Genomic DNA, 25,102 nt, shown 5'->3' on the forward strand with positions numbered 1-25,102 from the left:
TGCGCGATGCGTGCCCAGTCCAGTTCGCCGGCGCCGCTCTGGCTCACCCTCGGTATCGCCGCCGGGCTCGGGTTTGGCGGGATGGCGTTTCGCGACGCCACCCCGCCTCCTTCCGCCGCGAAGGCTCCCGCCACTCCGGCCGCGCCTGACCGGAGCGAGATTCCCGTCAACGCCGGCACGCTGCGCGCCGTCGAGCAGACCTTCGAACGCTGGGGCGGTTACGCCGTCTGGGAAAACGACCTGACCGAGATCGCCGCCTGGGACGCCCGCCGCAAGCGGCACGCGGATTTCTACGAGGTCCGTCGGCACGACGGGAAATTCTACTTCCGTTCCCTGCGCGCGCTCACCCGTCCGATCCTGGACCACGAGGTCCGGGCGACGCTGCCGTTCGCGTTCACCGAGCCGCAGTGGCGGCGCGACCAGTTCTACCGGGAGCATCCCGACTACGACCCGGCGACCGCGCCGCACGTCGATCTTCCGCCGCGCCCGCCGGAGCGGTTTGCGACCGACCGATCGCGGAACCAGCCGCCCGACACGTCCCTCCCCAGGCAGGCGGACCACTCCTCGAACGCGCCACTCACCCCCGGCGCCGGAGGTTGAGCTTTCGCGTTCCTGTCGTATTGTCGTGCCATGCCCGCGACCAACTCGCATCCGATCCTCAGCTGCGCCGAGGCGAAGGCGTGGGAGGCGCGCCTGCTGCGCGACGAGGCGGCCGAGTGGAATGCCATGCAGCGCGCCGGGCGCGCCATCGCGAATGCGATCCTCGACGACGCCCGGGAGATCGGCGGCCTCGATGCGGGCGCGCGCTTGCTCGTGCTGGCGGGCAAGGGCCACAACGGCGGCGATGCCCTGCTCGCCGCCGCGATGCTGCTGGCGGAGCTTCCCGGAGCGACGGCGGACGTGGTGCTCGTCTTCGGCCTGGCCGCCCTGCGCCCGCTGGCGCGGCGCGCGCTCGACACCCTGCGCACGACCGGCGGGGCGCGCGTGCGCGAACTCGACGCGCCGACCCTGCGGCGCGAACTCGCATCCTACGACGCCTGCCTCGACGGTGTCTTCGGTTTCCAGTTCCGTCCGCCGGTCGACGAGGCCGTCGCCGAACTGCTGGCGTGGGTGAACACGCACCCGCGCCTCCGGGTGCGCGCCGCGGTGGACCTGCCGAGCGGGCTGGGCGCGGAGGCGAACGGCGGGACCGTGTTCCGCGCCGACTTCACCTACTGCACCGGCATCGTGAAGGCGCCGGTCGTCGCGCCGGCCAACGCCGCCTTCGTCGGCCGGCTGCGCTACCTCGACCTGGGCTTCTTCGCCTCGCACGTGCCGGAGTCCGCGGACCGGGTCCTGCTGCCCTCGCTCCTCCGGCCGCTCGGGGCGTTGCGGCCGGCCCAGTCGGACAAGCGCACCTTCGGCCATCTCGTGGTCGTCGGCGGCTCGCGCAGCTATCCCGGGGCGGTGCTGATGACCGTGCAGGCGGCGCTGCGCAGCGGCGTGGGCCTGCTCACGGCCTGCGTGCCGGCGTCGCTCGTGCCGGAATACGCCGCGAAATTCCCCGAGGCGATGTGGGTCGGCTTCCCGGAGAGCGCGAGCGGCGGCCTCGCTCCGTCCGCCGTCGATCTCGTCCTCGAAAAGGCCGCGCGCGCCTCGGCGCTCGTGCTCGGTCCCGGCCTCGGCGCCGCGCCCGACACGCTCGGCGCGGCGGAGGAGATTGGCCGCCGTGTGGCGGATTCGCTCCCGCTGCTCCTCGATGCCGACGCGCTCCGGCCCGAGGTCGTGCGGGCCGCGGCCGGTCGGCGCCTCGTCGCCACGCCCCACGCGGGCGAGTGGCCGCGCATCGCCGCGGCCTGGCCGGCGGAGGGCGTGCTGGTGGCGAAGGGATCGCCGACGCGCGTGGTGGCGGGCGGCGCCGCTTTCTTCAGTTTCCTGGGCGGTCCCGTGCTCGCGCGCGGCGGGAGCGGCGACCTGCTCGCCGGCGTGATCGGGGGACTGATGGCGCAGGGACCGGACGATTTGCGGCTCGCCGCGACGCGCGGTGTGGTGTGGCATGGGCTCGCTGCGGATTTGCTCGCCCGCGACAAGGGCCAGGTGGCCGTGCAGACGACGCAGCTGCTGGATTACCTCCAGCCGGCGCTCCACTGCACGGACCATGAAGACACCTGAACTCACCGAGCGGCAGGCGTTCATGATCTTGAACGACCTGCCCAACATCGGCCCGATCACGCTCAACCGGCTGCTCGCGGAGTTCGGCGGCGATCCGGTCGCCATCCTGCGCGCCGGACGCCGCGAGCTCGAGCGCGTGCGCGGCGTCGGTCCCGAGACGAGCGCCGCGCTCGCCGGCTGGACGGCGCACTTCGACCTCGCGCGCGAGGAGGAACGCCTGGCGCAGGCCGGCGCCACGTTCATCACGACCCGCGATGACGGCTATCCGCGCCTGTTGAAGGAAATCCACGACCCGCCCATTGGCCTCTACCGCAAGGGCGCCTACGATTTCGACGCGCCGTGCGTCGCCATCGTCGGCAGCCGGCGCACGACGCTCTACGGCCAGGCCACGGCGAAGAAGCTCGGTGCCGAGCTCGCGCGGCTCGGCTTCTGCGTCGTCAGCGGCCTGGCGCGCGGCATCGACACCGCGGCGCACGAGGGCGCGCTGTCCGTCGGCGGCCGCACCGCCGCCGTCATCGGCACCGGCATCGACATCATCTACCCGTCGGAAAACCTCGGGCTCTACCGCCGCATCGCCGAGAGCGGCGCGGTGCTCTCGGAGTTTCCTTCGGCCGCAAGGCCGACCGCCAGAGCTTCGCCATGCGCAACCGCATCGTCTCCGGCATGAGCGCGGCGGTCGTCGTGGTGGAGAGCGACGTCGACGGCGGCGCGATGATCACCGCGAAGTTCGCCGGCGAGCAGGGCGCCTCCTCTTCGCCGTGCCCGGCCGCATCGACCAGCCCAGCAGCGCCGGCTGCCACCAGCTCATCCGCGACGGCGCCACGCTGCTGACCGGCGTAGACGACCTGCTCAGCGAGCTGAACTACCTGCAGGGCTTCGCGCCGGGGAAGATCCCCGCCGTCCCCGATGCGCCCAGCGTGCTCGAGCAGCTCACGTCCGTCGCGCTCGGCGAGCCGGAGCGCAGGGTGCTCGAGTGCTTCCGCGGCGGCGCGATGCCCGGCATCGACACCCTGGCCGCGCAGACCGGCCTCGCGGCGGCGGAGGTGTCCGCGTCGCTCATGCTGCTGGAGTTGAAAAAGCTCGTCACGAAACGCGCCGACGGCACGTTCGAGGCCAAAACGGTTCTCTGATTACCCTATGAAATTGCACCGAGTATTCGTGCTCGCCGCGGCGGCGTTTTGCCTGGCGGCTTCCTCCCTTATCGCGGCCGAAGCCGCCAAGCGGCGCCCCATCACCCACGAGGACGTGTGGTTGATGAAGCGCCTCGGCGGACCGGTCGCCAGCCCCGACGGAAAGTGGATCGTCTTCTCCGTCACCGAGCCGGCTTACGACGCCAAGGAGCAGTCCACCGATCTCTGGCTGAAATCCCTGGCGGACGACACGCCCGCGCGCCGCCTCACCCACACCAAGGCGCCCGAGGGCGGCGTGAGCTGGTCGCCCGACTCCGCGAGCATCGTCTTCACCACGCGCCGCGAGGGCGACGAGGCCTCGCAGATCTATCGCCTCAACCTCAAGGACGGCGGCGAGGCCGAGCGCCTCACCAGCCTCACGCTCGGCGCCCGCTCGCCGAAGTTCAGCCCCGACGGCAAACAGCTGCTGTTCGTCAGCGAGGTATTCCCCGGCGCCAACGACGAGGACGCGATCAAGAAGGCGGCGAAGGAGCGCAAGGACCGCAAATACAACGCCCGCGCCTACGAGCAGTTTCCCCCGCGCTTCTGGATGACGTGGCTCGACGACAAGAAGGCGCACCTCTTCGTCATGGACGCCAGGGCCGGCGCGAAGGCGCGCGACCTGCTCGCCGGCACGAAGCTCGCGGAGCTGCCCGGCTTCGGCGGCGGCCAGGGCGACGACGGCCAGAACCTCGAAGCCGAGTGGGCGCCCGACGGCAGCGGCGCGGTGCTCAGCGTCGCGACGAACCGCGACGCCGCGGCGCGCGAGCCGGTCTACACCCAGCTTTATTTCGTCGCCGTGGCCGGCGGCGAGCCGACGCGCCTGACGAACGACAAGTGCAGCTACGGCAACCTCCAGTTTTCGCCCGACGGCAAGACACTCTTCTGCCTCACCGACCCGAACACGATCGACAAGGTCTATGACCTCAGCCGCCTCGCCAGCTTCCCGTGGCCGTTCGACGCCGCGAAGAAAAACATCCTCACCGCGAACCTCGATCGCGCCGTGGGTCGCTACGCGCTGCCGGAAGGCACGGACCGCGTCTACTTCACCTTCGAGCACGCCGGCATCGAGCAGCTGCACTCCGTCAGCTACGCCGGCGGCGACGTGCGCGACGAGCCGTCGATGAGCTACGGCACGACCGGCGGCCTCAACGCCGGCGGCCGGGCGCTCGTCGGCACCTGGGACAGCGTGGCGAACCCGGCGGAAATCTACGCCTTCAACGGCGCGCCGAAGCGCCTGACGGCGTTCAACGTCGACAAGGCCGCCGCGCTCGACCTGCCCGCGGTGGAGCACTTCGACTTCAAGGCCAGCGACGGCCTGACGGTGCACAACATGATCGTGCGGCCGGCCGGCTTCGATCCGGCGAAGAAGTATCCGCTCTTCGTCGTCATCCACGGCGGCGCCGCGAACATGTGGCACGACACCTTCGTGCTGCGCTGGAACTACCACCTGCTCGCCGGCACGGAATACGTCATCCTGCTCACCGACTACAAGGGCTCGACCGGCTACGGCGAGGCGTTCGCGCGCGCGATCCAGCTCGATCCGCTGCGCGGCCCGGGCAACCACGTCAACGAAGCCGCCGACGAGGCGGTGAAGCGTTTCCCCTTCATCGACGGCACGCGCCTGGCCGCGGGCGGCGCCAGCTACGGCGGCCACCTCGCCAACTGGCTGCAGGCGACGACCACGCGCTACAAGTGCATCATCTCCCACGCCGGCGAGGCCGACCTCATCATGCAGTGGGGCACGAGCGACAGCATCTGGGGCCGCGAGGTCAACAGCGGCGGCCCGATCTGGGGCGACAGCAAGGTCTGGCGCGACCAGAGCCCCGTGCTGCAGGCGGGCAACCACGAGAAGGGCACCGGCTTCAAGACGCCGATCCTCATCACCGTCGGCGAACTCGATTTCCGCGTGCCGATGAACAACGCCTACATGTGGTTCGCGCTCAACCAGCGCCTCAACGTCCCGAGCAAGCTGCTCGTCTTCCCCGAGGCCGGCCACTGGATCCTGCGCGGCGAGGACAGCCGCTACTGGTATGGCGAGGTGCGCGGCTGGCTGGCGAAATACCTGAAGTGAGCGGTTGATTCAGCTCCCGCAGCCCCCAGGCGCGCCATCGGGCGCGCCTTTTTTTCAGCGGCGGAGGCCTATTTGCCGTCGGCGTGCCTTTGCACGGCCTCGTCGTCGAGCACGTAGCGCTGCCGGTCGGTGACGATCTTCTTCAGGCTCGGCTCGTCGTTGTCGGCGTCCGTCTCGTCCTGGTCGATGTGCTGCACGAAGTGCTCGTAGCTGTCCGGCTTGTGGGTGTCGCGCCTGACTTCGTCGGCGAGCAGGGCCTGGTAGCGTTTCGCGATCTCGCCCACCCGGTCCCAGGCCAGCCAGCGCTGCGCGACGTCGTGCAGATAGCCGAGGTAGCGCCAGCGCAGCCCGGGAGCGTCGAAGAGTTTGTTCAACAGCGCCCGGCGCGGGTCGTCCATGCCGGCGAGCACCTCGAGTTGCTCGCGCTGGGTCACGAGCGTGCGGCCGCCGCCGCTGCCGCCCTCGCTGCGGCGGCGAAAGCTGTCGGTGCCGAGGCGGAGTCCGGGAATGGGCAGGCCGACGCTGAGGCCGCTGCCGCCGCCCGCGCCGCGGCCGCCTCCCCGCTCGTCGCGCCCCGCTTCGTCGCCGGAGCGGCCCGCATCGCGCGGGTCGTCGTTGACGATGAACTTGTCCCGCTTGGCGATCTCGACCGGGTCGGCGGTGAAGACGTGATCGGCAATCAGCTTTTCCAGGCCGGCCTGGATCTGTCCCTGCGCCAGCCGATGGGTCCGGGCGTCGCCCCAGCGGTCGAACCAGCGTGCGAAGGCTCCGGCGAACTCCTCGCGGGCGACGTTGCCGTCGCGATCCTGGTCCATCTCGGCGAAAAATTCGTCGCCGATGATCTCCGCCGGGTCGTCCTTGCCGTAGGTCTGCCGGCTCTTGCCGTCGCGCATCGAGGGCGGCGTGACGAACCAGCGGAACTTCTCGATGAACTGCGCGCGGGTGACCTGGCCGGCGTAGTTCTCGTCCATGACCGTGAACCAGCCGCGCGCGAAATCGAGCCACTCGTCGCGTGTGACCGACTGGTCGTCGTCGCGGTCGGCCTTCAGGACGAGGCTGTAGCTGAGCATCATCGCCAGGTCCGTGCTCGCCGGTCGCGGCGCGGCGGACGGGGTTTGGCGCGCCGGTGGCCCGGATGTCTTCGCGGCGACGTTGGCCGTCGCGCCCGGACTGCCGGCGGCGGGGCGCGGCCGGTCGCGCGACTCGCCGGCGCCCGGCCGGCGGCGGAAGCCGGTGGCGACGACCTGGGTCTCGACGAGGCGGAAGCTCGCCGCGCCCGCCAGCGGCACGAGGTGGAAGCGACCGGACGGATCGAGGTAAAGGCCGTAGCCGCCGCCCGTGGCGCGATAGCCGCCCTGGTTCAGCAGCGCGTTCTCGAGGGCGAGGAAACGCAGCGTGCCGTTCACGTCGAGGATCGGGGGAGCTTCTTGTTGAGGTATTCGGGCGGAGTTTCGGCGATGGTCTTGCACAGCGCGATGAGCGCGCGCCAGGCCTCGGGCGACTCGGGCGTCTGCAAGCGGTAGATCGCGCGGTAGGGCTGCGGGTCGTCGCCGAGGTAGGTGAGGCCGCCGCCGGCGGGCACGATCCAGCGCGCGCCGGCGGCGGTGCCGAAGTTCTCGCGCAGGAGCGCGTCGTCGAAGGGCTGGACGTTGGTGTAGACGCCCCAGTTCTCGCCGTTGATCGCCAGGGTGACGAAAGCGGTGCGCGGCGCGGGACCGCCGTCGCGGGCCGCCTCGAAATAGAGCGCGGTGCGCAGGTTGGTGGGGTCGTCGTGGGCGTCCACGAGGTGCAGCGTGCGTTCGCCGGCGATGCGCTGGCCGGGGTCGGTGAAATCCAGCCGGACGTCGAGGCTGCGGTGATAGCCTGGCTCGCGCGTCGCGCCGGTGGGCAGGGGGCGAAGCGGACTCCGACGCCGGCGTAGGTCCGGCCGTCGACCGTCAGCGTGGCGGGAACCCAGACGTCGGTGGGAGCGAAGAGCGCGAGCTGGCGTTCCCAGTCGGCGTCCTCGAATTGCAGCGTGATCGTGCGCAACGTTGTCGGGTCGTAGAGCGGACGGTCGGGAAAGGAGCGGGCGCGGGCGGGGTCGGCTTTTTCGCCGGCGCGCACCGGCTCGAGCACGCGGGCGGGAGCGATGGGAGCGGTGGCGGTGTGCCGCGGCGCCGCCGGGGAGGCCGGCGGGGTCGATGCGGCGAGGTGGTCGCGCGCGGCGGCGCGTTCGGCCGAATCGAGTCGGCCGTCGCCGTCGCGGTCGAACTTGGCCACGAGCTCGAGCGTGGGCGCGAAGACCGGGTCGGCGGCCGGGCCGGCCGGTGCCGTTTCCGGCTCCGAGTCGGACCCTGCGGCCCGGCGGGAGGCGCGCTCGCCATGGGACGCGCGTCCGCCGTCGCGGGCCGGTTGCGCGGGAAGGTCGAGGATGCCAGCCAGACCGGCGGCGAGGGCAAGGAGGGCGAGGGGGCGGGTTTCATGCAGCGGCACCGGAAGCGACCGGCTCACTCGGGATGTGCGGGCCGGGCTTCCCGCCTCTAAGACGACGCTGCGGCAGCGCGGTTCCGCGGTGCCGGGAGATGACACTCAACCCGGGGGCCAGGCGAGCGGGCGGCCGCCGAGGAGGTGGACGTGCAGGTGCGGGACGGTCTCGCCGCCGTCACGGCCGTTGTTGATCACGATGCGGAAGCCGTTCGCCTCGAGGCCGAGCTTCCTGGCCACGGTCGCGGCGCTGAGCAGGAGGTGGCCGAGGACAGCCTGATCCGACGCCTGGGCCTCGGCGACGCGGGCGATGTGACGCTTCGGGATGACGAGCACGTGCACCGGCGCCTGCGGGTTGATGTCGTGGATGGCGATGCAGTGCTCGTCCTCGTGGGCGAGCTTGGCCGGGATCTCGCGGTCGATGATTTTTTGGAAGATCGTCTTGGGCATGGGTCGGATTAAGCGCAAAGGCGCGAAGACGCCAAGAATGCCGTTGCCGCTTCTCCGCGCCTTCGCGTTTAAAGAAACAGCAGGTTCACGTTCGCGCCGCGGCGGGTGCGGGCGGCGGTGAGGTGCCGGAGGAGGTCGAGCGTCTCGTCGTATTCGCGCTGGCGGCGGGCGGCGCCGCGGCGGGCGGCGGGGCAGAGGGCCGGGCGGAGATTGGTCACGAGCACGGTGGCCTCGCGGCAGGTGGCGAGCTGCTTCAGGCCGGCCATGAGGTGGGCGCGGGCGAAGAGCGGCGAGGCGGCGTTGGCCTCGGCGGCCGCGTCCCAGTGGAAGAAGCCGTGCGATTCGCGGGTCTGGCAGAGGCGGGCGAAGAGCTGCGCGGCCGCGTTGACGAAGGCCGGGTCGTTCGGCGTGATCTCCTCGGCGGCGCCGGCGCGGGCGCGCTCGGCGTCGAGGCTGGTGACGATGGCGGCGTCGATCTGCTGGGCGAGGTAGAGGTCGTGCCCGGTGAGCGGCGCGAAGAGCGCGTTGAGAAAGTGCAGGCGGCGCAGTTGGGCAGGACGCGTCATTTCTTCGGCTTCGGTGTAGTCCCTTCCGGGAACGGCGCAAGGCTCGTGATCTCGTCGACGAACTCGCCGACGTCGCGGAATTCCTTGTAGACGCTCGCGAAGCGCACGTAGGCGACCTGGTCGAGCTTGCGCAGGCGCAGCATGACCTGTTCGCCGATGGCCTTGGTCGGCACCTGGCTCTCGAAGCCGGCCTCGACCGCGTCGATCACGTCCTCGACGAGCATGTAGATCTGCTCGCCGTCGATCGGACGCTTGTGGCAGGCGGCGCGGACGGCGGCGACGAGCTTGTCGCGCATGAACGGCTCGGTGCGGCCGTCGCGCTTGACGACGATGAGGCTGTCGCGCACGAGCGACTCGTTGGTGGTGAAGCGGTGACCGCACTCGAGGCACTCGCGGCGGCGGCGGATGGTGTTGCCGTCGCGCGCGATGCGCGAGTCGATGACCTTATCCTCGATGGAGGTGCACTTCGGGCAGCGCATCAGTTCAGGGAGAGAAAATTCTGGAGCATCTTCATGCCGTGCTGGGTGGCGATGGATTCGGGGTGGAATTGGACACCCCAGATCGGCATTTGTTTGTGGCGCAGTCCCATGATTTCTCCCTCGGCGGTTTCGGCCGTGATCTCGAGGCAGTCGGGCAAGCTGGCGCGCTCGACGAGCAGCGAGTGGTAGCGGGTGGCCTGGAAAGGCGAGGGTAGTCCGCCGAAGATGTCGGTGTTCTTGTGCAGGATCGGGGACATTTTGCCGTGCATAAGCCGGCCGGCGCGGATGACCTTGCCGCCGAAGTATTGGCCCATGGCCTGGTGGCCGAGGCAGACGCCGAAAATGGGCTTCCGGCCGCCGAAGACGCGGAACATGTCGAGGCTGATGCCGGCCTCGGTCGGCGTGCAGGGGCCGGGCGAGATGAGCACGCGGTCGGGATTCAGCGCCGCGGCCTGCTCGGGGGTGATCTCGTCGTTGCGGAAGATGCGCATGCTCACGCCCAGTTGGCCGAAATATTGGACCAGGTTGAACGTGAACGAGTCGTAATTGTCGATGACGAGCAGCACGGGCGCACTATTGGGTTGCCGCGCGGGCGGTCAAGTGCCGGGGCTTGCGTGTCCCGGCATACGGACGGAGGATGGCCGCTCCATGTCCGAGCCCTCCACCGCGCCGCTTCCCGCCTGGCACAGCCCGCATGGCCGAGCCTTGCCGGCGCCCGGCGGACGGACGCTGATCATGGGCATCCTGAACGTGACGCCCGACTCGTTCTCCGACGGCAATCAGCTGTCGACGACCGGGGCGGTGGTGGAACGCGCGGCGCGGATGATCGCCGAGGGCGCCGATGTGCTGGACATCGGCGGCGAGTCGACCCGTCCGGGCGCGGTGAGCGTCCCGGTGGAGGAGGAACTGGCGCGCGTCCTTCCGGCGGTCGCCGCGGTGCGCGCGGCCTTCCCGGCCATCCCGCTTTCGATCGACACCTCCAAGGCCGAGGTCGCCACCGCGGCGATCCGCGCCGGGGCCGACATCGTCAACGACGTCTGGGGATTCACCCACGGTCTCGAGGCCGGCGCCCGCGCGCGCGGGCTGGCGGTGCTGCGCCAGGGCGGCGATCCCGCGCTGGCGCCCACGCCGATGGCGGCGGCGGTCGCGGCGCTGCGCTGCCCGGCGATCCTCATGCACAACCGGACCGATCGCGCCTATGGCGACTTCTGGGCGGACCTCCGGCTCGATCTCCGGCTCAGCCTCGCCCTGGCTGCGGCCGCGGGGGTGCCGCGTGCGCAGATCTGGCTCGATCCGGGTTTCGGTTTTGCGAAGGACGTGCCGCAGAATCTCGCCGTGCTGCGCGATCTCGGCCGCATCGTCGCGCTGGGCTGCCCGGTGCTGCTCGGCACGTCGCGCAAGTCCACGATCGGCGCCGTGCTCAACGCGGCTGTGGATGATCGGCGGGACGGCACGGGCGCGACGCTCGTGTGGGGCATCCAGCAGGGGTGCGCGATGGTCCGCGTGCACGACGTCGCCGCGATGCGGCGCTACGTGCGCATGGCCGACGCGATCCGCCAGGGGCTCGAATTTCGCTCATGAAATCTCCCGACCGACTCATCCTCACCGACCTGACCTTCCACGCCTGCCACGGCGTCCTGCCGGAGGAGCGGACCCGCCGCCAGGAATTCCGCGTCAGCGTGGAGATCGAGACCGACCTGCGCCGGGCCGGGCGGAGCGACGAGCTGGCCCACGCGATCGACTACTGTGCGGTGCAGGCGGTGGTGGGGGAGATCGTCGAGGGCGCCCACCGCTACCTGATCGAGGCGCTGGCCGAGGACATCGCGGCCCGCCTGCTCGCGCGCTTCAAGGCCGCGCGGGCCGTCGTCGTCGAAGTCGTGAAACCCACCCCGCCGGTGACGTTCAAGTTCGCCGGCGTGCAGGTGCGCATCCGGCGGGAACGCGCGCGGCGCTGAGCGATGGACGTCGCGCGGCAGGCCTTTGTGGGCGTCGGCGCCAACCTCGGCGACCGCTGGGGCACGATCGTTGCCGCGCTGGAGCGGTTGCGCCGCACGGCCGGCGTGGGAGCGGTGGCGCTGTCCCCGGTGTTCGAATCCGAGCCGGTGGGCGTCCTCGAGCAGCCGCTTTTCCTCAACCTGGTCGCCGGGCTCGAGACCACCCTGTCGCCGGAGGAGCTGTTGCGCCGCCTGCAGGCGATCGAGCTGGCGCTGGGCCGCGAGCGGCGGGTGCGCTGGGGACCGCGGACGATCGACCTCGACCTGCTCGCCTACGAGGGCGAGACGCGCACCACGCCGGAGATCGAGCTGCCGCACCCGCGGCTGTGGGAGCGGACCTTTGTGGTGGAACCGCTGCGCGCGCTGCTGACGCAGCCGCGCTTCGCCGGCCCGCGCTGGATGGAACTGCGGCGCCGCCTGCCCGCGGCGCCGGACGAGCGCGGCCTGCGGCGGTGGCGGCCGCCGGACGGGCCGGCCGCGCCCTAAAACCGGTTGCGTTCGCCGGGGGCTTCGCGAAGTTCGCGCCCGCATGCCCGCCCACTTCGACCTCCTGAAAACCGACACCGGCACAGCCGCGCGCCGCGGGCGTTTGCGGACGCGCCACGGCATGATCGAGACGCCGATCTTCATGCCGGTCGGCACCCAGGGCACGGTGAAGGCGCTCACGCCGGCGCAACTGCACGAGATCGGCGCCCAGATCATCCTCGGCAACACCTATCACCTCAGCCTGCGCCCCGGCTCGGAGCTGATTCGCGAGCTCGGCGGGCTGCACGCGTTCATGGGCTGGAACGGTCCGATCCTGACGGACAGCGGCGGGTTCCAGGCGTTTTCGTTGGCGAAGCTCCGCGACATCCGGGAGGACGGCATCGCGTTCTCGTCGCACATCGACGGTGCGAAGCACTTCCTCGGGCCGCGCGAGGTGATGCAGATTCAGTCGGACCTCGGCTCCGACATCGCGATGGTGATCGACGAGTGCCCGCCGTGGCCGTGCACGCGCGACGAGTGCCAGCGCGCCGTCGATCGCAGCCTGCGCTGGGCGAAGGAGTGCCGGCAGATCGCCACCGACAACGGCTTCCTCGCCGCGGGGCACCACGTCTTCGCCATCGCGCAGGGCTCGACCTTCGACGACCTGCGCCGCGAGGCTGCCGAGTCGCTCGCCGCGCTCGACCTGCCCGGCTACGCTGTCGGCGGCGTGAGCGTGGGCGAGCCCGAGCCGGAGATGCTGAAGCAGGTCGGCGCCACGACGCCGTTCCTGCCGGCCGACAAGCCGCGCTACACCATGGGGCTCGGGACGCCGCCGCAGATCCTGAAGATGATCGCGCTCGGCGTGGACATGTTCGACTGCGTGCACCCGACGCGCGTGGCGCGCAATGGCGCGGCCTTCACGCCCGACGGCCTGATCAACGTCCGCAACGAGCGCTACCGCACCGACCGCGCGCCGCTGGTCGAGGGTTTGGACAACTACACCTGCCGCCACTTTTCGCGCGCGTATCTGCGCCACCTCGTCATGGCCAACGAGATCCTCGCCAGCACGCTGCTCTCGCTGCACAACCTGCATTTCTACCTCGATCTCGTCGCGCAGGCGCGCGCCCACATCGAAGCCGGCGACTTTGCCAGCTGGAGCCGCGCATGGATCGAGCGCTACGAGGCGGGCGAGGCGGCGGGCGTGTGATCGGTCCCGCGCCCGCCGGCTATCGCAGGCACGCGAACGCGATCGCCGCGGCCACGGCCGCGAGGGCCGCTGCGATCACGACCGTCTTCTCGGCGCGCGTGATGTAGTGCGGGCGGACGAACACGCCGTAGTGCCCGAGCTCGCCGAACATGTAGCCGAACGCCAGGACGATGGCCGCGGCCACACCCGCGCCGCACATCCGGTCCCAGCGACCGGCGCCTATCAGCCGATGGAGCGGCAGGAGCACGCCGAACAGGGCGAGCGCGGCCATCGACGCGAAAATGAGCCAATAGCAGAGTTTGAAGTGTCGTTCCTCGGGTTTGAATTTCACTTCGCGGTTGAGGATCCACCAGAAGCCAGCAAACAGGAAACCCAGCAGGATTCCCGAGACGGTGAGAAGGTTCGCCGAAGGGTTCATGCGCACGGGGGACGAGATGGATTTACCAAACGCAGAGAGCCCAGGCAACGCCTTTGGGGTGGAATGCGGATTGAATCCCATGGGCGCGCTCGCTTAACTCCGGCACTCTTTTCACTTTCTCCATGCGCATCCTCGTCACCGGCGGCGCCGGTTTCCTCGGTTCCCACCTCTGCGACCGTCTCCTCAAGGACGGCCATGAGGTCATCTGCCTCGACAACTTCTTCACCGGCGCGAAGGCCAACATCGCCCACCATCTCGGCAACCCGGCCTTCGAACTCGTCCGCCACGACGTGATCGACCCGTTCAAGTTCGAGGTCGACCAGATCTACAACCTCGCCTGCCCGGCTTCGCCGCCGCACTACCAATACAATCCCATCAAGACGACGAAGACCTCCGTGATGGGCGCGATCAACTGCCTCGGCCTGGCCAAGCGCGTCAAGGCCCGCGCCTTCCAGGCCAGCACCTCCGAGGTCTACGGCGACCCGAGCGTCCACCCGCAGCCCGAGAGCTACTGGGGCAACGTCAACCCCATCGGCCGCCGCTCCTGTTACGACGAGGGCAAGCGCGTCGCCGAGACGCTGTTCTTCGACTACCACCGCGAGAACAAGGTCGATATCCGCATCGTCCGCATCTTCAACACCTACGGCCCGCGCATGCACCCGAACGACGGCCGCGTCGTCTCGAACTTCATCGTCCAGGCGCTGAAAGGCGAGGACCTCACCATTTACGGCGACGGCAAACAGACGCGCTCCTTCTGCTACGTCGACGACCTGATCGAGGGCTTCGTGCGCCTGATGAACCAGACCGAGACCGTCGGCCCGGTGAACATCGGCAACCCGGGCGAATTCACCATGCTCGAGCTGGCCGAGCAGGTGCTGCAGCTCACGAAGAGCAAGTCCAAGATCGTTCACAAGCCGCTCCCGGCCGACGACCCGAAGCAGCGCCGCCCGGACATCACGCTGGCGAAGAAGCACCTCAAGTGGGAGCCCACCATCCCGCTCGCCGAGGGCCTGCAGAAGACCATCGCCTACTTCAAGACCAAGGTCTGAGCGCCCGTTCCCGATTATTCCTGCGCCGGCCGGCTTCTTGCCGCCGGCGTTTTTTTGTGCGGTTCTCGCGCCAGCGGCTGTAAGCCCATGAACCCGCCGATGGATGACGATGCCGAACTCCTGCGCGATTACGCGACGACCCACTCCGACCGGGCCTTCGCCCGGCTCGTCGAGCGGCACATCGATCTCGTCTACTCGGCCGCCCTGCGCCGCGTCGGCGGCGATCCGCACCGCGCGGCCGAGGTGACGCAGATGGTCTTCATCGATCTCGCCCGCAAGGCCGCCGCGCTCGCGCGCCACCCGCTGCTCACCGGCTGGCTGCACCAGAGCACCCGCTGGGCGGCGGCCAACCTGCGCCGCGCCGAGCAGCGTCGCGCGACGCGCGAGCGTGCCGCCGCGGCGGAGTGGCCGACGGGCGACGACGCGCCGCCGCCGGTGGAGTGGGAGGAGCTGCGCCCGCTGCTCGACGAGGCGCTCGACGAGCTGCGCGCCGCCGATCGCGAGGCCGTGCTCCTGCGCTTTTTCAGCAACTGCAGCTTCGCCGAGGTCGGCCGCCAGCTCGGCACCGGCGAGAATGCCGCCCGCATGCGCGTGGACCGCGCGCTCGACAAGCTGCACGGCATCCTCCGCCGCAAGGGCCTCGCCGGCGGCACGGTGGCGCTGGGCGCGGCGATGGCGAAGCACGCCGTGGCCGCGGCGCCGACGGGACTCGCCGCCAGCGTGACCCCGGCCGCGACGGCCGCGGGCGCCGCCGCGGTGGCGGCGACGGCGGGCGGCGCGGCCATCTTTATGAGCAAAGTCGCGGTGGCGCTGGTCGGCGCGGGCGTGGTGACGCTCGCGGTGTTGTGCTTGCAGGAGCGGCAAACCCTCGTCGTGGCGCGCGACACCCTCGCGAACGCTCGCGAACAGCACGCCCGGCTGGAACAGGAAGTGTCCCGTGCCGCCGCGCAGGCGCAGCGGCTCCAGGCCGATCTCGCCGCGCTGCCGGCCCTCGCCGAGTTGCCCGTGCCGAACCCGAACGAGATCGAGCGCAAGCGCCTCGATTTGATCATCCGCAAGGGCGAGATGGATTCCTATGCGCCGCTCTTTCGCCGGCTGAAACTGTCGGCACAACAGGTCGACGCCTTCAAAACCCTGCTCGTCGAACGCGCACAGGCGATCTACGACGCCAACAAGCTCGCGGAGGAGGAGGGCCTGCAGTTCGCGACACTCGCCGAAAAAGAGGCCTTCGAGCGCGAGGCGGCGCGGGCGACCGATTTGCGGATTGCGGGTTTGCTCGGCGCAGAAAAGGCGCAGCAGTTCAGCGACTACCTGGAGCCGTGGGGGAGTTTTGCGATGCGCCCGCGATGGTCGCCGGACGACAAGGAGGACCCGGCGGATTGGGACCGGGCGAAAAAGATGGCTGAGTTGTGGGAGCGCACAGGCCGCGCCTCGGCGGAGCAGGCCTACGCGCAGAACACGGTGCTGCCTTACCCCCAGGCGTTCATCGACGGGGCGAAGGCAATCCTGACGGACGCGCAATATCGCGAACTGCTGGCCGAGCAGGAAAGCGCTCGCGTGCGGTCGCGCATGATCGAGATCGAGCGCGCGGCGGCCTACGCGGGCAAGTTGAAGCTGGGGAAAAACTCGGCGCGCGACTACGGCGTGCCGGCCGCGGCCAGTCCTCCGACGGAGATTCGCCTGCCATGAAAACGCGGCTGATGATCATCGGCTGCGGCCTGATCGCGGGCTTGGTGCTCGCGTTGACGTGGGTGAGCCTGCGCGCCGAGATGCGCGCGCTGGTGAGCGAGAGGGAGAATTTCGCGCAGTCGGATCGCGCTTTGGTCAAGGAGCACGCGTCTTTCCAGCGCCGGGTCGTGGAAGTGCAGGGTGACCTGGCGGAACGGAAGCGGGTGATGCTTGCCACCCAGAGCGCGGCCGACCGCGCTCGCGCCAACATCGGTTCTTACGTTGCGCGGCTCAAGGCGGAGCACGCCGGTCGCGCGCCGGTCGTCCGCCCTCCGCCGCCGCCCACGGTGACGGGCGGTGGTGCGTATTTTCCGGAGCTGATGAGCGACCCCGAATACAACGCGCTCTACGCGCAGAGCGTGCGCTTATCGCTGAAATCGTATCAGGGCGGCGCATTGCGCAAACTGGGATTGCCGGACGACGTGATGGAAAAGGCCATCGACTTGCTCGCGGAGGAGCAGGCGTCCTTGATGGATTTGCACAATCTCGCCGGCAGCAATCCGCTGCAGCCGTCGAACTCGAAAGAGATTCAGCAAATGCGGAAGCAGCTCGCGCAGGAGACCCAGGCGCAGCTCAAGACCCTGCTGGGCGAAGAAGGCTACGCGCGCTACAAAGACGAGACCGAGGGATCCGCGGCGCAGCGTCAATACGCGACGCAGCCGCTCGAGCGTCGGTTGAGCTATTCGGAGGAGCCGTTGTCCGCGGAGCAAAAGGCGCGCTTGGACGCCTACGAGGCGGCGCAGGACTACGGCAGCCGGGCGTTCTTTCAAAAGCAGGCGCAGATCTATCGCGAGGCCCGCCGGACCGGCACGATCCCGGTGGACGAAGCGAGGGTCGCGTTTTACCGCTCGGTGCTCACGCCGGCGCAAATGGCCGCGGTCGAAGAACTGCACCGGGAGGCGGAGGCGAGTTTGAAGCGCTCGCTGTTGCCGCGGTCCGAGGGAAAATAGCGCTGCGCGCTCAGAGATAGCTGAGCCAGCGCGAGCGCCGGCTGGCCTTCAGCCGCGAGAACCAGCGGCACGCCGGATAGACCGCGAGCACCACCGCGATCCAGACCGCGTAGACGGCGCCGAGCCCGAGGCCGGCTCCGGGCGGCGGAGGCGGCGCGCCCAGGCTGCCGAGGTCGGGACGCGACCAGAGCCAACCGTTGATCGCCGCGCCCGTGGCATGCGCGACCAGCATGTGGAGCAGGAAGTAGAGGAACGGCACGCTCCCAATCACCGCCACCGGGCGGGCCCACGCCGGCGCGCGTTCCGGGAGCAGCCCGAGCAGCGCGATCGCGGGTCCGAGCGTCATCAGCGCGAAGTCGAGCGAGGGCGGCGTCTTCGTGACGTTCAGGAAAGAGAGCAGCGTGCCGGTGGCGGTCGCCTGGTGCGACCACGCCCGCGGATCGCCGTAGGCATTGAGGCCGCGGAGCACGAGGAAAAGCGCGGTCAGCCCCGCGCCGAGCCAGACGAGGCGGTGGGGGCGGGCGGGCTTCTGCGCGGTGAAGAACGCGCCGAACGCGTAACCGGTCGCCATGATGCCGAGCCACGGCAGCAGCGGGTAGCCGATGATCAGGAGGTAGTCTCCGCCGATCGGGATCGGCCCCGGCACGTGGAGGAAACGCCACAGCCACGCCAGGGCGCCCCAGCTTTCCGGGGCGACGCGATCGGCGAGGTTGTGCAATGCGACGAGAGCGATGCCGAGCGCGCCGACGGCGCGCACCGGCAAGTGGATCAGCGCCGCCATCGCGATCATCGACCAGCCGAGTTGCCAGAACACGATGGCGAGATTCAGCTGCGTCGGCAGCGTGAAGGTGATGATCCAGAAGCTCAGCGTGAGCTCGATGAGGATGAGCCATCCGCCGCGGACGACGAGATGCCCCGCCATCGCGGCAGGCGTCGCGCGCCGGCGCGCGGCGAGGAAGATCGACGTGCCGGCGAGAAACGAGAAGGTCGGCGCGCAGAAGTGGGTGATCCAGCGGGTGAGGAAAAGCGCCGGCGTGGTCTTCCCGAGGTCGGTGGGGTCGAATCCGTGCAGGGCGCCGAAGTGCGTGAAGTCGCGGACGTGGTCCAAGGCCATGACGATCATCACCAGCCCGCGCAGGAGATCGATCGACACGAGCCGCGCGGGGCCCGTTTCGCTTGCGGAGGGGGTCGCCGGGGTCGGGGGCATGCGGGTTGTTAGGGGGCTCTCCGGCCGGGAACAAGGCTTCAGCGACCAATCCGGCGCTGGCGGGGAGGGCGCGATCGCGGCTGCGGACGGGAACGCCCGGCAACCGGCCGGGGCGATCCGCTGGCCCAACAGCATTGGAATCGAGGCACTTGCCCTCCACCGCGGCCGGACCATTTGCCAGTTGCGCTGTCAGTCCGGCGCGCTAATCGTTTTCGCCTTTCATGTTCGAATTCCTCTTCAAAAGTTTCGCCGGCCGCCACCACCGCAAATACGTGGAGAAGTGCCGCCCCATCGTCGCGCGCATCAACGAGATTGAAAAGGGCTACCAGTCGCTGACCGACGAGCAGCTCCGCGCCAAGACCGACGAGTTCCGCGGCCGCCTGAAGAACGGCGAGACGCTCGACCAGATTTTGCCCGAAGCTTTCGCCGCGGTGAAGAACGCCGCCCGCCGCCTCTGCGGCCAGAAGGTCATCGTGTGCGACCACGAGCTGACGTGGGACATGGTGCACTTCGACGTGCAGCTGATCGGCGGCATCACGCTGCACGAGGGCCGCATTGCGGAAATGGCCACCGGCGAAGGCAAGACCCTCGTCGCCACGCTGCCGCTCTACCTGAACGCCCTCGTGGGCAAGAACGCCCAGCTCGTCACGGTCAACGACTACCTCGCCCGCCGCGACTCCGAGTGGATGGGGCACCTCTACAATTTCCTCGGCCTCACCGTCGGCTGCATCCAGCAGCAGATGCCGTCGGACCTGCGGCGCGAGATGTATCAGCGCGACATCACCTACGGCACCGCGTCGGAGTTCGGCTTCGACTACCTGCGCGACAACGGCATGGCCACGCGCAAGGACGACCAGGTGCAGCGCGACCACTGGTATTGCATCGTCGACGAAATCGACTCGATCCTCGTCGACGAGGCGCGCACGCCGCTGATCATCTCCGGCCCGGCCCCGATCGAGCGCGAGCAGCCGTTCACGCGCCTCAAGCCGCCCGTGGCCACGCTGGTCAACGACCAGCTCCGCATGGTCAACCGCTTCGTCAAGGAGGCGACCGACCTGCTCGAGAAGAAGGACGCGACCAACGACGACCGCCAGGCCGCCGCGCTCAAGATGCTCCAGGTCAAGCTCGGCATGCCGAAGAACAAGCAGCTGCTGCGCCTCATGGAGAACCCGGAGTGGCGCAAGCTCCTCGACAAGACCGACGTCGAGATGCACTCCGATTTCCAGAAGGAGGAGCTCTACAAGCTCAAGGAGGAGCTGCTCTACGTCATCGACGAGAAGAATCACCAGGCCGACCTGACCGAGATCGGCCGCCGCAAGCTCCGCCCCGACGATCCCGACGCCTTCGTGCTGCCGGACCTCGCCACGCATTTCAGCGAGATCGAAAAGGAAGCGGCCAAATCGCCCGAGGAGAAGGAAGCCGCCAAGCGCGAGCTGCAGTCGCGCTACGAAGTCGTTTCCGAGGACATCCACGCCATCTCCCAGCTCCTCCGCGCCTACTCGCTCTACGAGCGCGACGTCGAATACGTCATTCAGGACGGCAAGGTCCTGATCGTCGACGAGAACACCGGTCGCGTCATGCCGGGCCGCCGCTGGTCCGACGGCCTGCACCAGGCGGTCGAGGCCAAGGAAGGCGTCACGATCGAGCGCGAGACGCGCACCTACGCCACGGTCACGATCCAGAATTACTTCCGCATGTATGAGAAGCTCGCGGGCATGACCGGCACCGCCGAGACCGAGGCGACCGAGTTCCACGAGATCTACAAGCTCGCCGTCACGCAGATCCCGACCAACAAGCCCTGCATCCGCGTCGACAAGAACGACTCCATCTTCAAGACGCGCCGCGACAAATACAACGCGGTGGTGAAGACGATCCAGGAGGCCAATCAGCGCGGCCAGCCCGTGCTCGTCGGCACCGTCACGGTCGAGCAGTCCGAGGTCCTCTCGCGCATGCTCAAGCGCGCCGGCGTCATCCACACGGTGCTGAACGCCAAGTTCCACCAGCAGGAAGCCGAGATCGTTTCCCGCGCCGGCCAGCGCGGCGCCGTCACCATCGCCACCAACATGGCGGGCCGCGGCACCGACATCAAACTGGGCGAGGGCGTCCGCGAGCTCGGCGGCCTCTTCGTCGTCGGCACCGAGCGCCACGAGTCGCGCCGCATCGACCGCCAGCTCCGCGGCCGCTGCTCGCGCCAAGGCGACCCGGGCATGACCAAGTTCTTCCTCTCGCTCGAGGACGACCTGATGCGCCTCTTCCTCCAGGGCAACCTGGCCTCGAAGATCATGGAGGGCTCCATGCAGGAGGGCGAGGAGCTCGAGCACCCCTGGCTCAACCGCTCCATCGAGTCCGCGCAGAAGAAGGTCGAGCAGCAGAACTTCGCCATCCGCAAGCGCCTGCTCCAATACGACGACGTCCTCAACAAGCAGCGCGAGGTCATCTACGGCATTCGCAACGGCGCCCTCCACGCCGAGCGCGCCAAGGACACCATCTTCGAGATGATCGAGGAGGAGTTGGCCGTCCGCCTCGAGACCGCCGGCTTCGGCCACAAGGGCGGCCCGACCTCCGCCAACATCGAGAGCCTCGTCGGCTGGCTGAATTCGCATTTCCCCATCAGCGCCAAGATCGCCGAGTTCGAGGGCAAGACCGACGCCGAGTCCCTGCTCAAGGAGCTCGTCGAGCGCATCCAGCAGGCCTACGCCCTCAAGGAGTCCGTCGAGGATCCCGAGGCGCTGGGCGGGCTCGAGCGCTACATCGTCATAAACGCCATCGACCACCACTGGCAGGAGCACCTGACCGAGATGGAGGAGCTCCGCCGCTCCATCGGCCTGCGTTCCTACGGCCAGAAGGATCCGCTCTCGGAATACAAGAGCGAGGCGTTCCGCTTCTTCGAGGAGCTGATGAACAACGTGCGCCTGCAGATCTGCACGTCGCTCTTCCGCTCGGCCACGAACCGCGAGGCCTTCGAGAACCTCTTCGCGATCCTCGCGCGCTCCGCCCGCATGCAGGGCCCGGCCGCCGCGCCGACCGCGCTCACCGCCGCCACGCAGACGACGGTGACGAGCTCCGGTCCGAGCGAGGCCCCCGCCGCGCCGGCCGAGGAGGAGGTGAAGCTTCCCGCCATCACCATCCGCCGCGAGACGCCGAAGGTCGGCCGCAACGACCCGTGCCCTTGCGGCTCGGGCAAGAAGTTCAAGAACTGCCACGGCGCCTGACGCGCCGGACTGGTCGTCCTTTCCCTGCGAGCGCGCCGCGAGGCGCGCTCTTTTCTTTTCCGCTCAGAAGATCCGGTAGATGAAGGGCGCGGCCGCGCTGCCGCCGAGGATGATCAGCGCGCCGAGCACGAGCAGCAGCACGAGGATCGGCAGCATCCACCACTTCTTGTTGTGCCGCAGCAGCAGCCACAGCTCGCGCAGCAATCCGCCGCGCGCGGCGGGCGCGGCGACATCGCGGAGGGTCTTCGGGCGTTCGTCGTTCACGGTCAGAATTGGCGGAAATAGCGGCTGGGTTCGGGCGCGGGCTCGGCGTCGCGCCAGTAGCTTTTCGCCGCGCGATCCCAAGTCTTCCGGAAAGCCCGGCGTCCCGCAAGCCGCAGCCCGAGCGCGACGGGTGTGAGGACGAGCAGATACATCGCCGTGAGCAGCCCGGTCGTCACGACGGCGTCGATGCAGGCCACGAGGCAATGCCACGCCAAGTAGAACGGCCGCGCCGCCGCCGGCACCGCCCACAGGAACAAGCCGAGCCCCGCGCCGGCCGCCGCGACGGCGACCGGCACCAGCCCGATCCACTCCCCGCTCGCGAGCCGCACGAGGACGAACCACCCCGCGGCCGACAGCGGCGCGCCGCTGGCGAGCAGGAGGCCGAACTTGCGGCGCTCGTCGCGGGTGGGGTGCCAGTGAATGTCGCGAAAGCGGCTCATGGGTCAGTCGAGGTCGAAGCTGGCGGCGTGACGTCGCCGCTCGATGTCGGCGAGTGCCGGCAGGTCGGCCTTGCGGACGAGGTGGTCGCCGAGCACGAGCAGGTCGAGGCCCGTCGCGCGAAAGCAGCGCAGCGCGTCCTCCGGCGTGCAGACGACCGGCTCGCCGCGGACGTTGAAGCTGGTGTTGATCAGCACCGGACAGCCGGTCTGACGCTCGAACTCGACCAACAGGCGGTAAAGCGCCCGTGGCGCTCCGCGTCGACCGTCTGCACGCGGGCGGAGCCGTCGACATGCGTCACCGCTGGGAGGTCCGAGCGCGGCACGGCGACGCGCTGCCGCAGGTCCGGGTCGCGCATCTGCGCGCGTTGCGACTCGGACAGCGTCGTGCGGCGCTCCGGGCGCACCGAGGCGACCAGCAGCATGTAGGGCGAGTCGCGATCGAGCTCGAAGCAGTCGGCGACGCGCTCGCGCCGCACCGCCGGGGCGAAGGGACGGAACGACTCGCGCTGCTTGATCTGGAGGTTGAGCCGGCTCTGCATCTGCGGATCGCGCGGGTCGGCCAGGATGCTGCGGGCGCCGAGGGCGCGCGGGCCGTATTCCATGCGCCCATGGAACCAGCCCACCGCCGCGCCGCGCGCGATCTCGTCGGCGACCTCCTGCAGCAGCTCCGCCTCATCCGCCGGCGTCCGGTGCGGCACCCCGCGCGCGCGCAGCAGCGCCCCGATCTCGTCGGGCGGAAACTCCGGTCCGAGCAGCGCGCCGCGCATGGAGTCGCGTCCGTCGGGGCGCCGCTCGCTGCCGAGCAGGTGGTAATGCGTGAACAGCGCCGCGCCGAGCGCGCCGCCGGCGTCACCCGCGGCCGGCTGGATCCAGAGGTCGTCGAAGACGCCCGCGCGGAGCAGCTTGCCGTTCGCCACGCAGTTCAGCGCGACGCCGCCGGCGAGGCAGAGGTAGCGCTGGCCGGTCAGCGCGCGGGCGTGCCGCGCCATGCGCAGGACGATTTCCTCGGTCACGACCTGCACCGAGGCGGCGAGGTCCATGTCGCGCTGCGTGAGGACCGCCTCCGGCGCGCGGCGCGGGCCGCCCACGAGGCGCGCGAATGCGTCGCTCGTCATCGTGAGGCCCTGGCAATAGTTGAAATACTCCATGTTCAGCGCGAACGAGCCGTCCTCCTTCAGGTCGACGACCTTCTCCAGCAGGACGTCCGCGAAGCGCGGCTCGCCGTAGGGGGCGAGGCCCATGACCTTGTATTCGCCGCTGTTGACCTTGAAGCCGGTGAAATACGTCACCGCGCTGTAGAGCAGGCCGAGCGAATGCGGAAAGTGCAGGGTGCGGAGCAGCTCGAGGCGGTTGCCGCGCCCGATGCCGATCGTCGCGGTGTCCCACTCGCCGACGCCGTCGAGTGTGAGCACGGCGGCCTCGGCGAACGGGCTGGGAAAGAACGCGCTGGCGGCGTGCGCCTCGTGGTGGCGGGTGAAGAGGAGCTGGCCGCGAAACTCCGGGCCCAGCGCGCGGCGGATCTCGCGCGGGTGATGGAGCTTCTGCTTCAACCACGACGGCAGGGCGGCGAGGAACGACGGGAGCCCGCGCGGGGCGTAGGCGAGGTAGGTTTCGAGCAGGCGGTCGAACTTCAGCAGCGGCTTCTCGTAGAACGCCACGTAGTCGAGGTCGCGGGCCGCGAGGCCGCCGGCGCGCAGGCAGTAGTCGAGCGCGGAGCGCGGGAAGCGCTCGTCGTGCTTCACGCGGGAGAAGCGCTCCTCCTGGGCCGCGGCGACGATGTCGCCGTGCACCAGGGCCGCCGCACTGTCGTGATAGAACGCCGACAGGCCGAGGATGCGGGCGGACGCGGTCATTGGGCGAGCTGGGCGTGGAGCGCCGCGGCGGCGCGCTGCACCTCGGAGTTCCTCGGCCGCCGCCAGCGCGCCGGCCGAGTGCGCGTAGACGAGCGCGTCCTCGCGCCGGCCCAGCTGCGCGAGCAGGCGGGCGACCGTCAGGTGCAGCGGCGAGTCGACGGGGCCGCTCTCGATCAGCGCGCACAGGGCGGCGGCCTCGCCGGCGTAGTCGTGCCGCTCCGCGCAGGCCTGGGCGAGACGGGCGTTGTTGGCGTAATTGCGCGGCTGGGCGCGCGCGCCCTCGTGCAGCAGGTCGAACAGGGCGGCGGAGTCGCCGCGTTGCTCGAGCAGCTGGGTGAGCTGCTCGAGGGCGTTGGGATTGGAGGGGTCGAGGCGCAGCACGTCGCGCCACGCCGCCTCGCTCGCGACGGTGTCGCCGCGCTGGGCGAGAAGCCGCGCGAGGGTGGAGCGGGCGTGGACGTTGGCGGGACGCGCGGCGATCTCCCGCTCGAGGAAGGCGCGCCCGCGCGCGAGGTCGTCCGGCGTGGTCCAGCCGAGGAGCAGCAGCGGCCACGTCGGGGCGTAGAACGCGTCCTCGCGCACGGCGGCGAGGAGCAGCGTCTCGGCCTCGGCGAAGCGGCGCTGCTGCTGGAGCAGATTGGCCTTCTGCGCAAGGAGGACGGCGGAGGGCGGCTGCAGCGCGATGGCGCGGTCGATCCAGGCGAGGGCGCCGGGGAGATCGTGGCGCTCGAGGGCGACGAAGCTGGACTGGACCGCGAGGTAGGGATTGTCCGGGTCGAGGCGGAAGGCGCGGTCGAGCGCGACCGTGCTGTCGGTGAGCGAGGTGGCACGGCGCGCCGCCAGCGCCTCGGCGCGGAGACGCTCCTGCGTCTCACGGTAGACGAGCTGGCCGGTGAAAGGCGCCTTGCCGGTGAGGAGGAGCATCTTCTCCGCCGCGGTGGTGCGCCAGTGGGCGGTGTA

Annotated in this window: 22 protein-coding genes and 2 pseudogenes; 13 read left to right on the plus strand and 11 right to left on the minus strand. The window is 69.9% G+C overall.

The window, feature by feature from the left end; all coding sequences use genetic code 11:
* The first annotated feature begins 6 nt into the window (after positions 1–6).
* The 5 genes and pseudogenes from ACMYLB_RS07320 (at position 7) to ACMYLB_RS07340 (ending at position 5,394) form a co-directional block, all read left to right on the plus strand.
* The gene (locus ACMYLB_RS07320; protein WP_415910285.1) at positions 7–600 is read left to right on the plus strand and encodes a hypothetical protein; all 594 of its coding nucleotides are present in this window, start codon (positions 7–9) and stop codon (positions 598–600) included.
* A 30-nt stretch (positions 601–630) separates the two neighbouring features.
* On the plus strand, positions 631–2,151 hold the full coding sequence (locus ACMYLB_RS07325) for an NAD(P)H-hydrate dehydratase (protein ID WP_415910286.1): 1,521 nt from the start codon (positions 631–633) through the stop codon (positions 2,149–2,151).
* Between the two features lie 22 nt (positions 2,152–2,173).
* Positions 2,174–2,982 (plus strand): annotated as a pseudogene (gene dprA / locus ACMYLB_RS07330) (DNA-processing protein DprA).
* A complete protein-coding gene (locus ACMYLB_RS07335) occupies positions 2,910–3,281 on the plus strand; it encodes a hypothetical protein (RefSeq protein WP_415910287.1) in 372 nt (123 codons plus the stop codon). Before dprA ends, ACMYLB_RS07335 begins: the two are co-directional and overlap by 73 nt.
* Positions 3,282–3,288: 7 nt before the next feature.
* On the plus strand, positions 3,289–5,394 hold the full coding sequence (locus tag ACMYLB_RS07340; protein ID WP_415910288.1) for a prolyl oligopeptidase family serine peptidase: 2,106 nt from the start codon (positions 3,289–3,291) through the stop codon (positions 5,392–5,394).
* A gap of 68 nt (positions 5,395–5,462) precedes the next feature.
* On the opposite strand, the gene ACMYLB_RS07345 is transcribed toward ACMYLB_RS07340, so the two are convergent.
* The 6 genes from ACMYLB_RS07345 to ACMYLB_RS07370 all read right to left on the minus strand — a co-directional run bounded on the left by ACMYLB_RS07345 (position 5,463) and on the right by ACMYLB_RS07370 (position 9,921).
* On the minus strand, positions 5,463–6,800 hold the full coding sequence (locus ACMYLB_RS07345) for a hypothetical protein (RefSeq protein ID WP_415910289.1): 1,338 nt from the start codon (positions 6,798–6,800) through the stop codon (positions 5,463–5,465).
* Entirely contained in the window at positions 6,797–7,579 is a 783-nt protein-coding gene (locus ACMYLB_RS07350; protein WP_415911050.1) for a CotH kinase family protein, read from the minus strand. The genes ACMYLB_RS07345 and ACMYLB_RS07350 overlap by 4 nt, the downstream gene beginning before the upstream one ends.
* A 386-nt stretch (positions 7,580–7,965) precedes the next feature.
* On the minus strand, positions 7,966–8,310 hold the full coding sequence (locus tag ACMYLB_RS07355; protein WP_415910290.1) for a histidine triad nucleotide-binding protein: 345 nt from the start codon (positions 8,308–8,310) through the stop codon (positions 7,966–7,968).
* A 68-nt stretch (positions 8,311–8,378) separates the two neighbouring features.
* Positions 8,379–8,876 carry a hypothetical protein gene (locus tag ACMYLB_RS07360; RefSeq protein WP_415910291.1) on the minus strand — a complete coding sequence of 166 codons (498 nt, stop codon included), beginning with the start codon at positions 8,874–8,876 and terminating at the stop codon, positions 8,379–8,381.
* Entirely contained in the window at positions 8,873–9,355 is a 483-nt protein-coding gene (nrdR, locus tag ACMYLB_RS07365) for a transcriptional regulator NrdR (RefSeq protein WP_415910292.1), read from the minus strand. Before nrdR ends, ACMYLB_RS07360 begins: the two co-directional genes overlap by 4 nt.
* Positions 9,355–9,921 (minus strand): anthranilate synthase component II, encoded by a 567-nt coding sequence (locus tag ACMYLB_RS07370; protein WP_415910293.1) that lies wholly within the window; start codon positions 9,919–9,921, stop codon positions 9,355–9,357. Before ACMYLB_RS07370 ends, nrdR begins: the two co-directional genes overlap by 1 nt.
* A gap of 82 nt (positions 9,922–10,003) precedes the next feature.
* Here ACMYLB_RS07370 and ACMYLB_RS07375 point away from each other — a divergent pair, with 82 nt between their 5' ends.
* The 4 genes from ACMYLB_RS07375 to tgt are packed head-to-tail and all read left to right on the plus strand — an operon-like array spanning position 10,004 to position 13,021.
* A complete protein-coding gene (locus tag ACMYLB_RS07375; RefSeq protein ID WP_415910294.1) occupies positions 10,004–10,936 on the plus strand; it encodes a dihydropteroate synthase in 933 nt (310 codons plus the stop codon).
* Positions 10,933–11,310 carry a dihydroneopterin aldolase gene (folB, locus tag ACMYLB_RS07380; protein WP_415910295.1) on the plus strand — a complete coding sequence of 126 codons (378 nt, stop codon included), beginning with the start codon at positions 10,933–10,935 and terminating at the stop codon, positions 11,308–11,310. Before ACMYLB_RS07375 ends, folB begins: the two co-directional genes overlap by 4 nt.
* A gap of 3 nt (positions 11,311–11,313) precedes the next feature.
* Positions 11,314–11,835 carry a 2-amino-4-hydroxy-6-hydroxymethyldihydropteridine diphosphokinase gene (gene folK / locus ACMYLB_RS07385; protein WP_415910296.1) on the plus strand — a complete coding sequence of 174 codons (522 nt, stop codon included), beginning with the start codon at positions 11,314–11,316 and terminating at the stop codon, positions 11,833–11,835.
* A gap of 43 nt (positions 11,836–11,878) precedes the next feature.
* Positions 11,879–13,021, plus strand: a complete 1,143-nt coding sequence (tgt, locus tag ACMYLB_RS07390) for a tRNA guanosine(34) transglycosylase Tgt (RefSeq protein WP_415910297.1) — start codon at positions 11,879–11,881, stop codon at positions 13,019–13,021.
* 19 nt (positions 13,022–13,040) lie between these two features.
* Here the strand turns inward: tgt and ACMYLB_RS07395 are convergent, their stop codons facing one another.
* Positions 13,041–13,439, minus strand: a complete 399-nt coding sequence (locus ACMYLB_RS07395; protein WP_415910298.1) for a hypothetical protein — start codon at positions 13,437–13,439, stop codon at positions 13,041–13,043.
* 122 nt (positions 13,440–13,561) lie between these two features.
* On the opposite strand from ACMYLB_RS07395, the gene ACMYLB_RS07400 reads away from it, so the two are divergent.
* From ACMYLB_RS07400 to ACMYLB_RS07410, 3 genes are all read left to right on the plus strand, one after another.
* On the plus strand, positions 13,562–14,488 hold the full coding sequence (locus ACMYLB_RS07400) for a UDP-glucuronic acid decarboxylase family protein (protein WP_415910299.1): 927 nt from the start codon (positions 13,562–13,564) through the stop codon (positions 14,486–14,488).
* Between the two features lie 87 nt (positions 14,489–14,575).
* A complete protein-coding gene (locus tag ACMYLB_RS07405; protein ID WP_415910300.1) occupies positions 14,576–16,177 on the plus strand; it encodes an RNA polymerase sigma factor in 1,602 nt (533 codons plus the stop codon).
* Positions 16,174–17,166: a hypothetical protein gene (locus ACMYLB_RS07410; RefSeq protein ID WP_415910301.1), complete on the plus strand. Its 993-nt coding sequence runs from the start codon at positions 16,174–16,176 to the stop codon at positions 17,164–17,166. Before ACMYLB_RS07405 ends, ACMYLB_RS07410 begins: the two co-directional genes overlap by 4 nt.
* Before the next feature lie 10 nt (positions 17,167–17,176).
* Here the strand turns inward: ACMYLB_RS07410 and ACMYLB_RS07415 are convergent, their stop codons facing one another.
* A complete protein-coding gene (locus tag ACMYLB_RS07415) occupies positions 17,177–18,319 on the minus strand; it encodes a DUF1624 domain-containing protein (RefSeq protein WP_415910302.1) in 1,143 nt (380 codons plus the stop codon).
* 275 nt (positions 18,320–18,594) lie between these two features.
* Between ACMYLB_RS07415 and secA the strand changes: the two genes are divergently transcribed.
* On the plus strand, positions 18,595–21,585 hold the full coding sequence (gene secA, locus ACMYLB_RS07420; protein ID WP_415910303.1) for a preprotein translocase subunit SecA: 2,991 nt from the start codon (positions 18,595–18,597) through the stop codon (positions 21,583–21,585).
* A gap of 63 nt (positions 21,586–21,648) precedes the next feature.
* On the opposite strand, the gene ACMYLB_RS07425 is transcribed toward secA, so the two are convergent.
* From ACMYLB_RS07425 to ACMYLB_RS07435, 3 genes and pseudogenes are all read right to left on the minus strand, one after another.
* Positions 21,649–21,849: a DUF5989 family protein gene (locus ACMYLB_RS07425; RefSeq protein WP_415910304.1), complete on the minus strand. Its 201-nt coding sequence runs from the start codon at positions 21,847–21,849 to the stop codon at positions 21,649–21,651.
* Between the two features lie 2 nt (positions 21,850–21,851).
* Complete coding sequence (locus ACMYLB_RS07430; RefSeq protein WP_415910305.1) at positions 21,852–22,289, minus strand: hypothetical protein; 438 nt, start codon at positions 22,287–22,289, stop codon at positions 21,852–21,854.
* A 3-nt stretch (positions 22,290–22,292) separates the two neighbouring features.
* Positions 22,293–24,142: pseudogene (locus ACMYLB_RS07435) on the minus strand (carbamoyltransferase).
* Between the last annotated feature and the right edge of the window lie 960 nt (positions 24,143–25,102).

The organism is Oleiharenicola sp. Vm1, from assembly GCF_047777955.1.
GTDB lineage: Bacteria > Verrucomicrobiota > Verrucomicrobiia > Opitutales > Opitutaceae > Didemnitutus.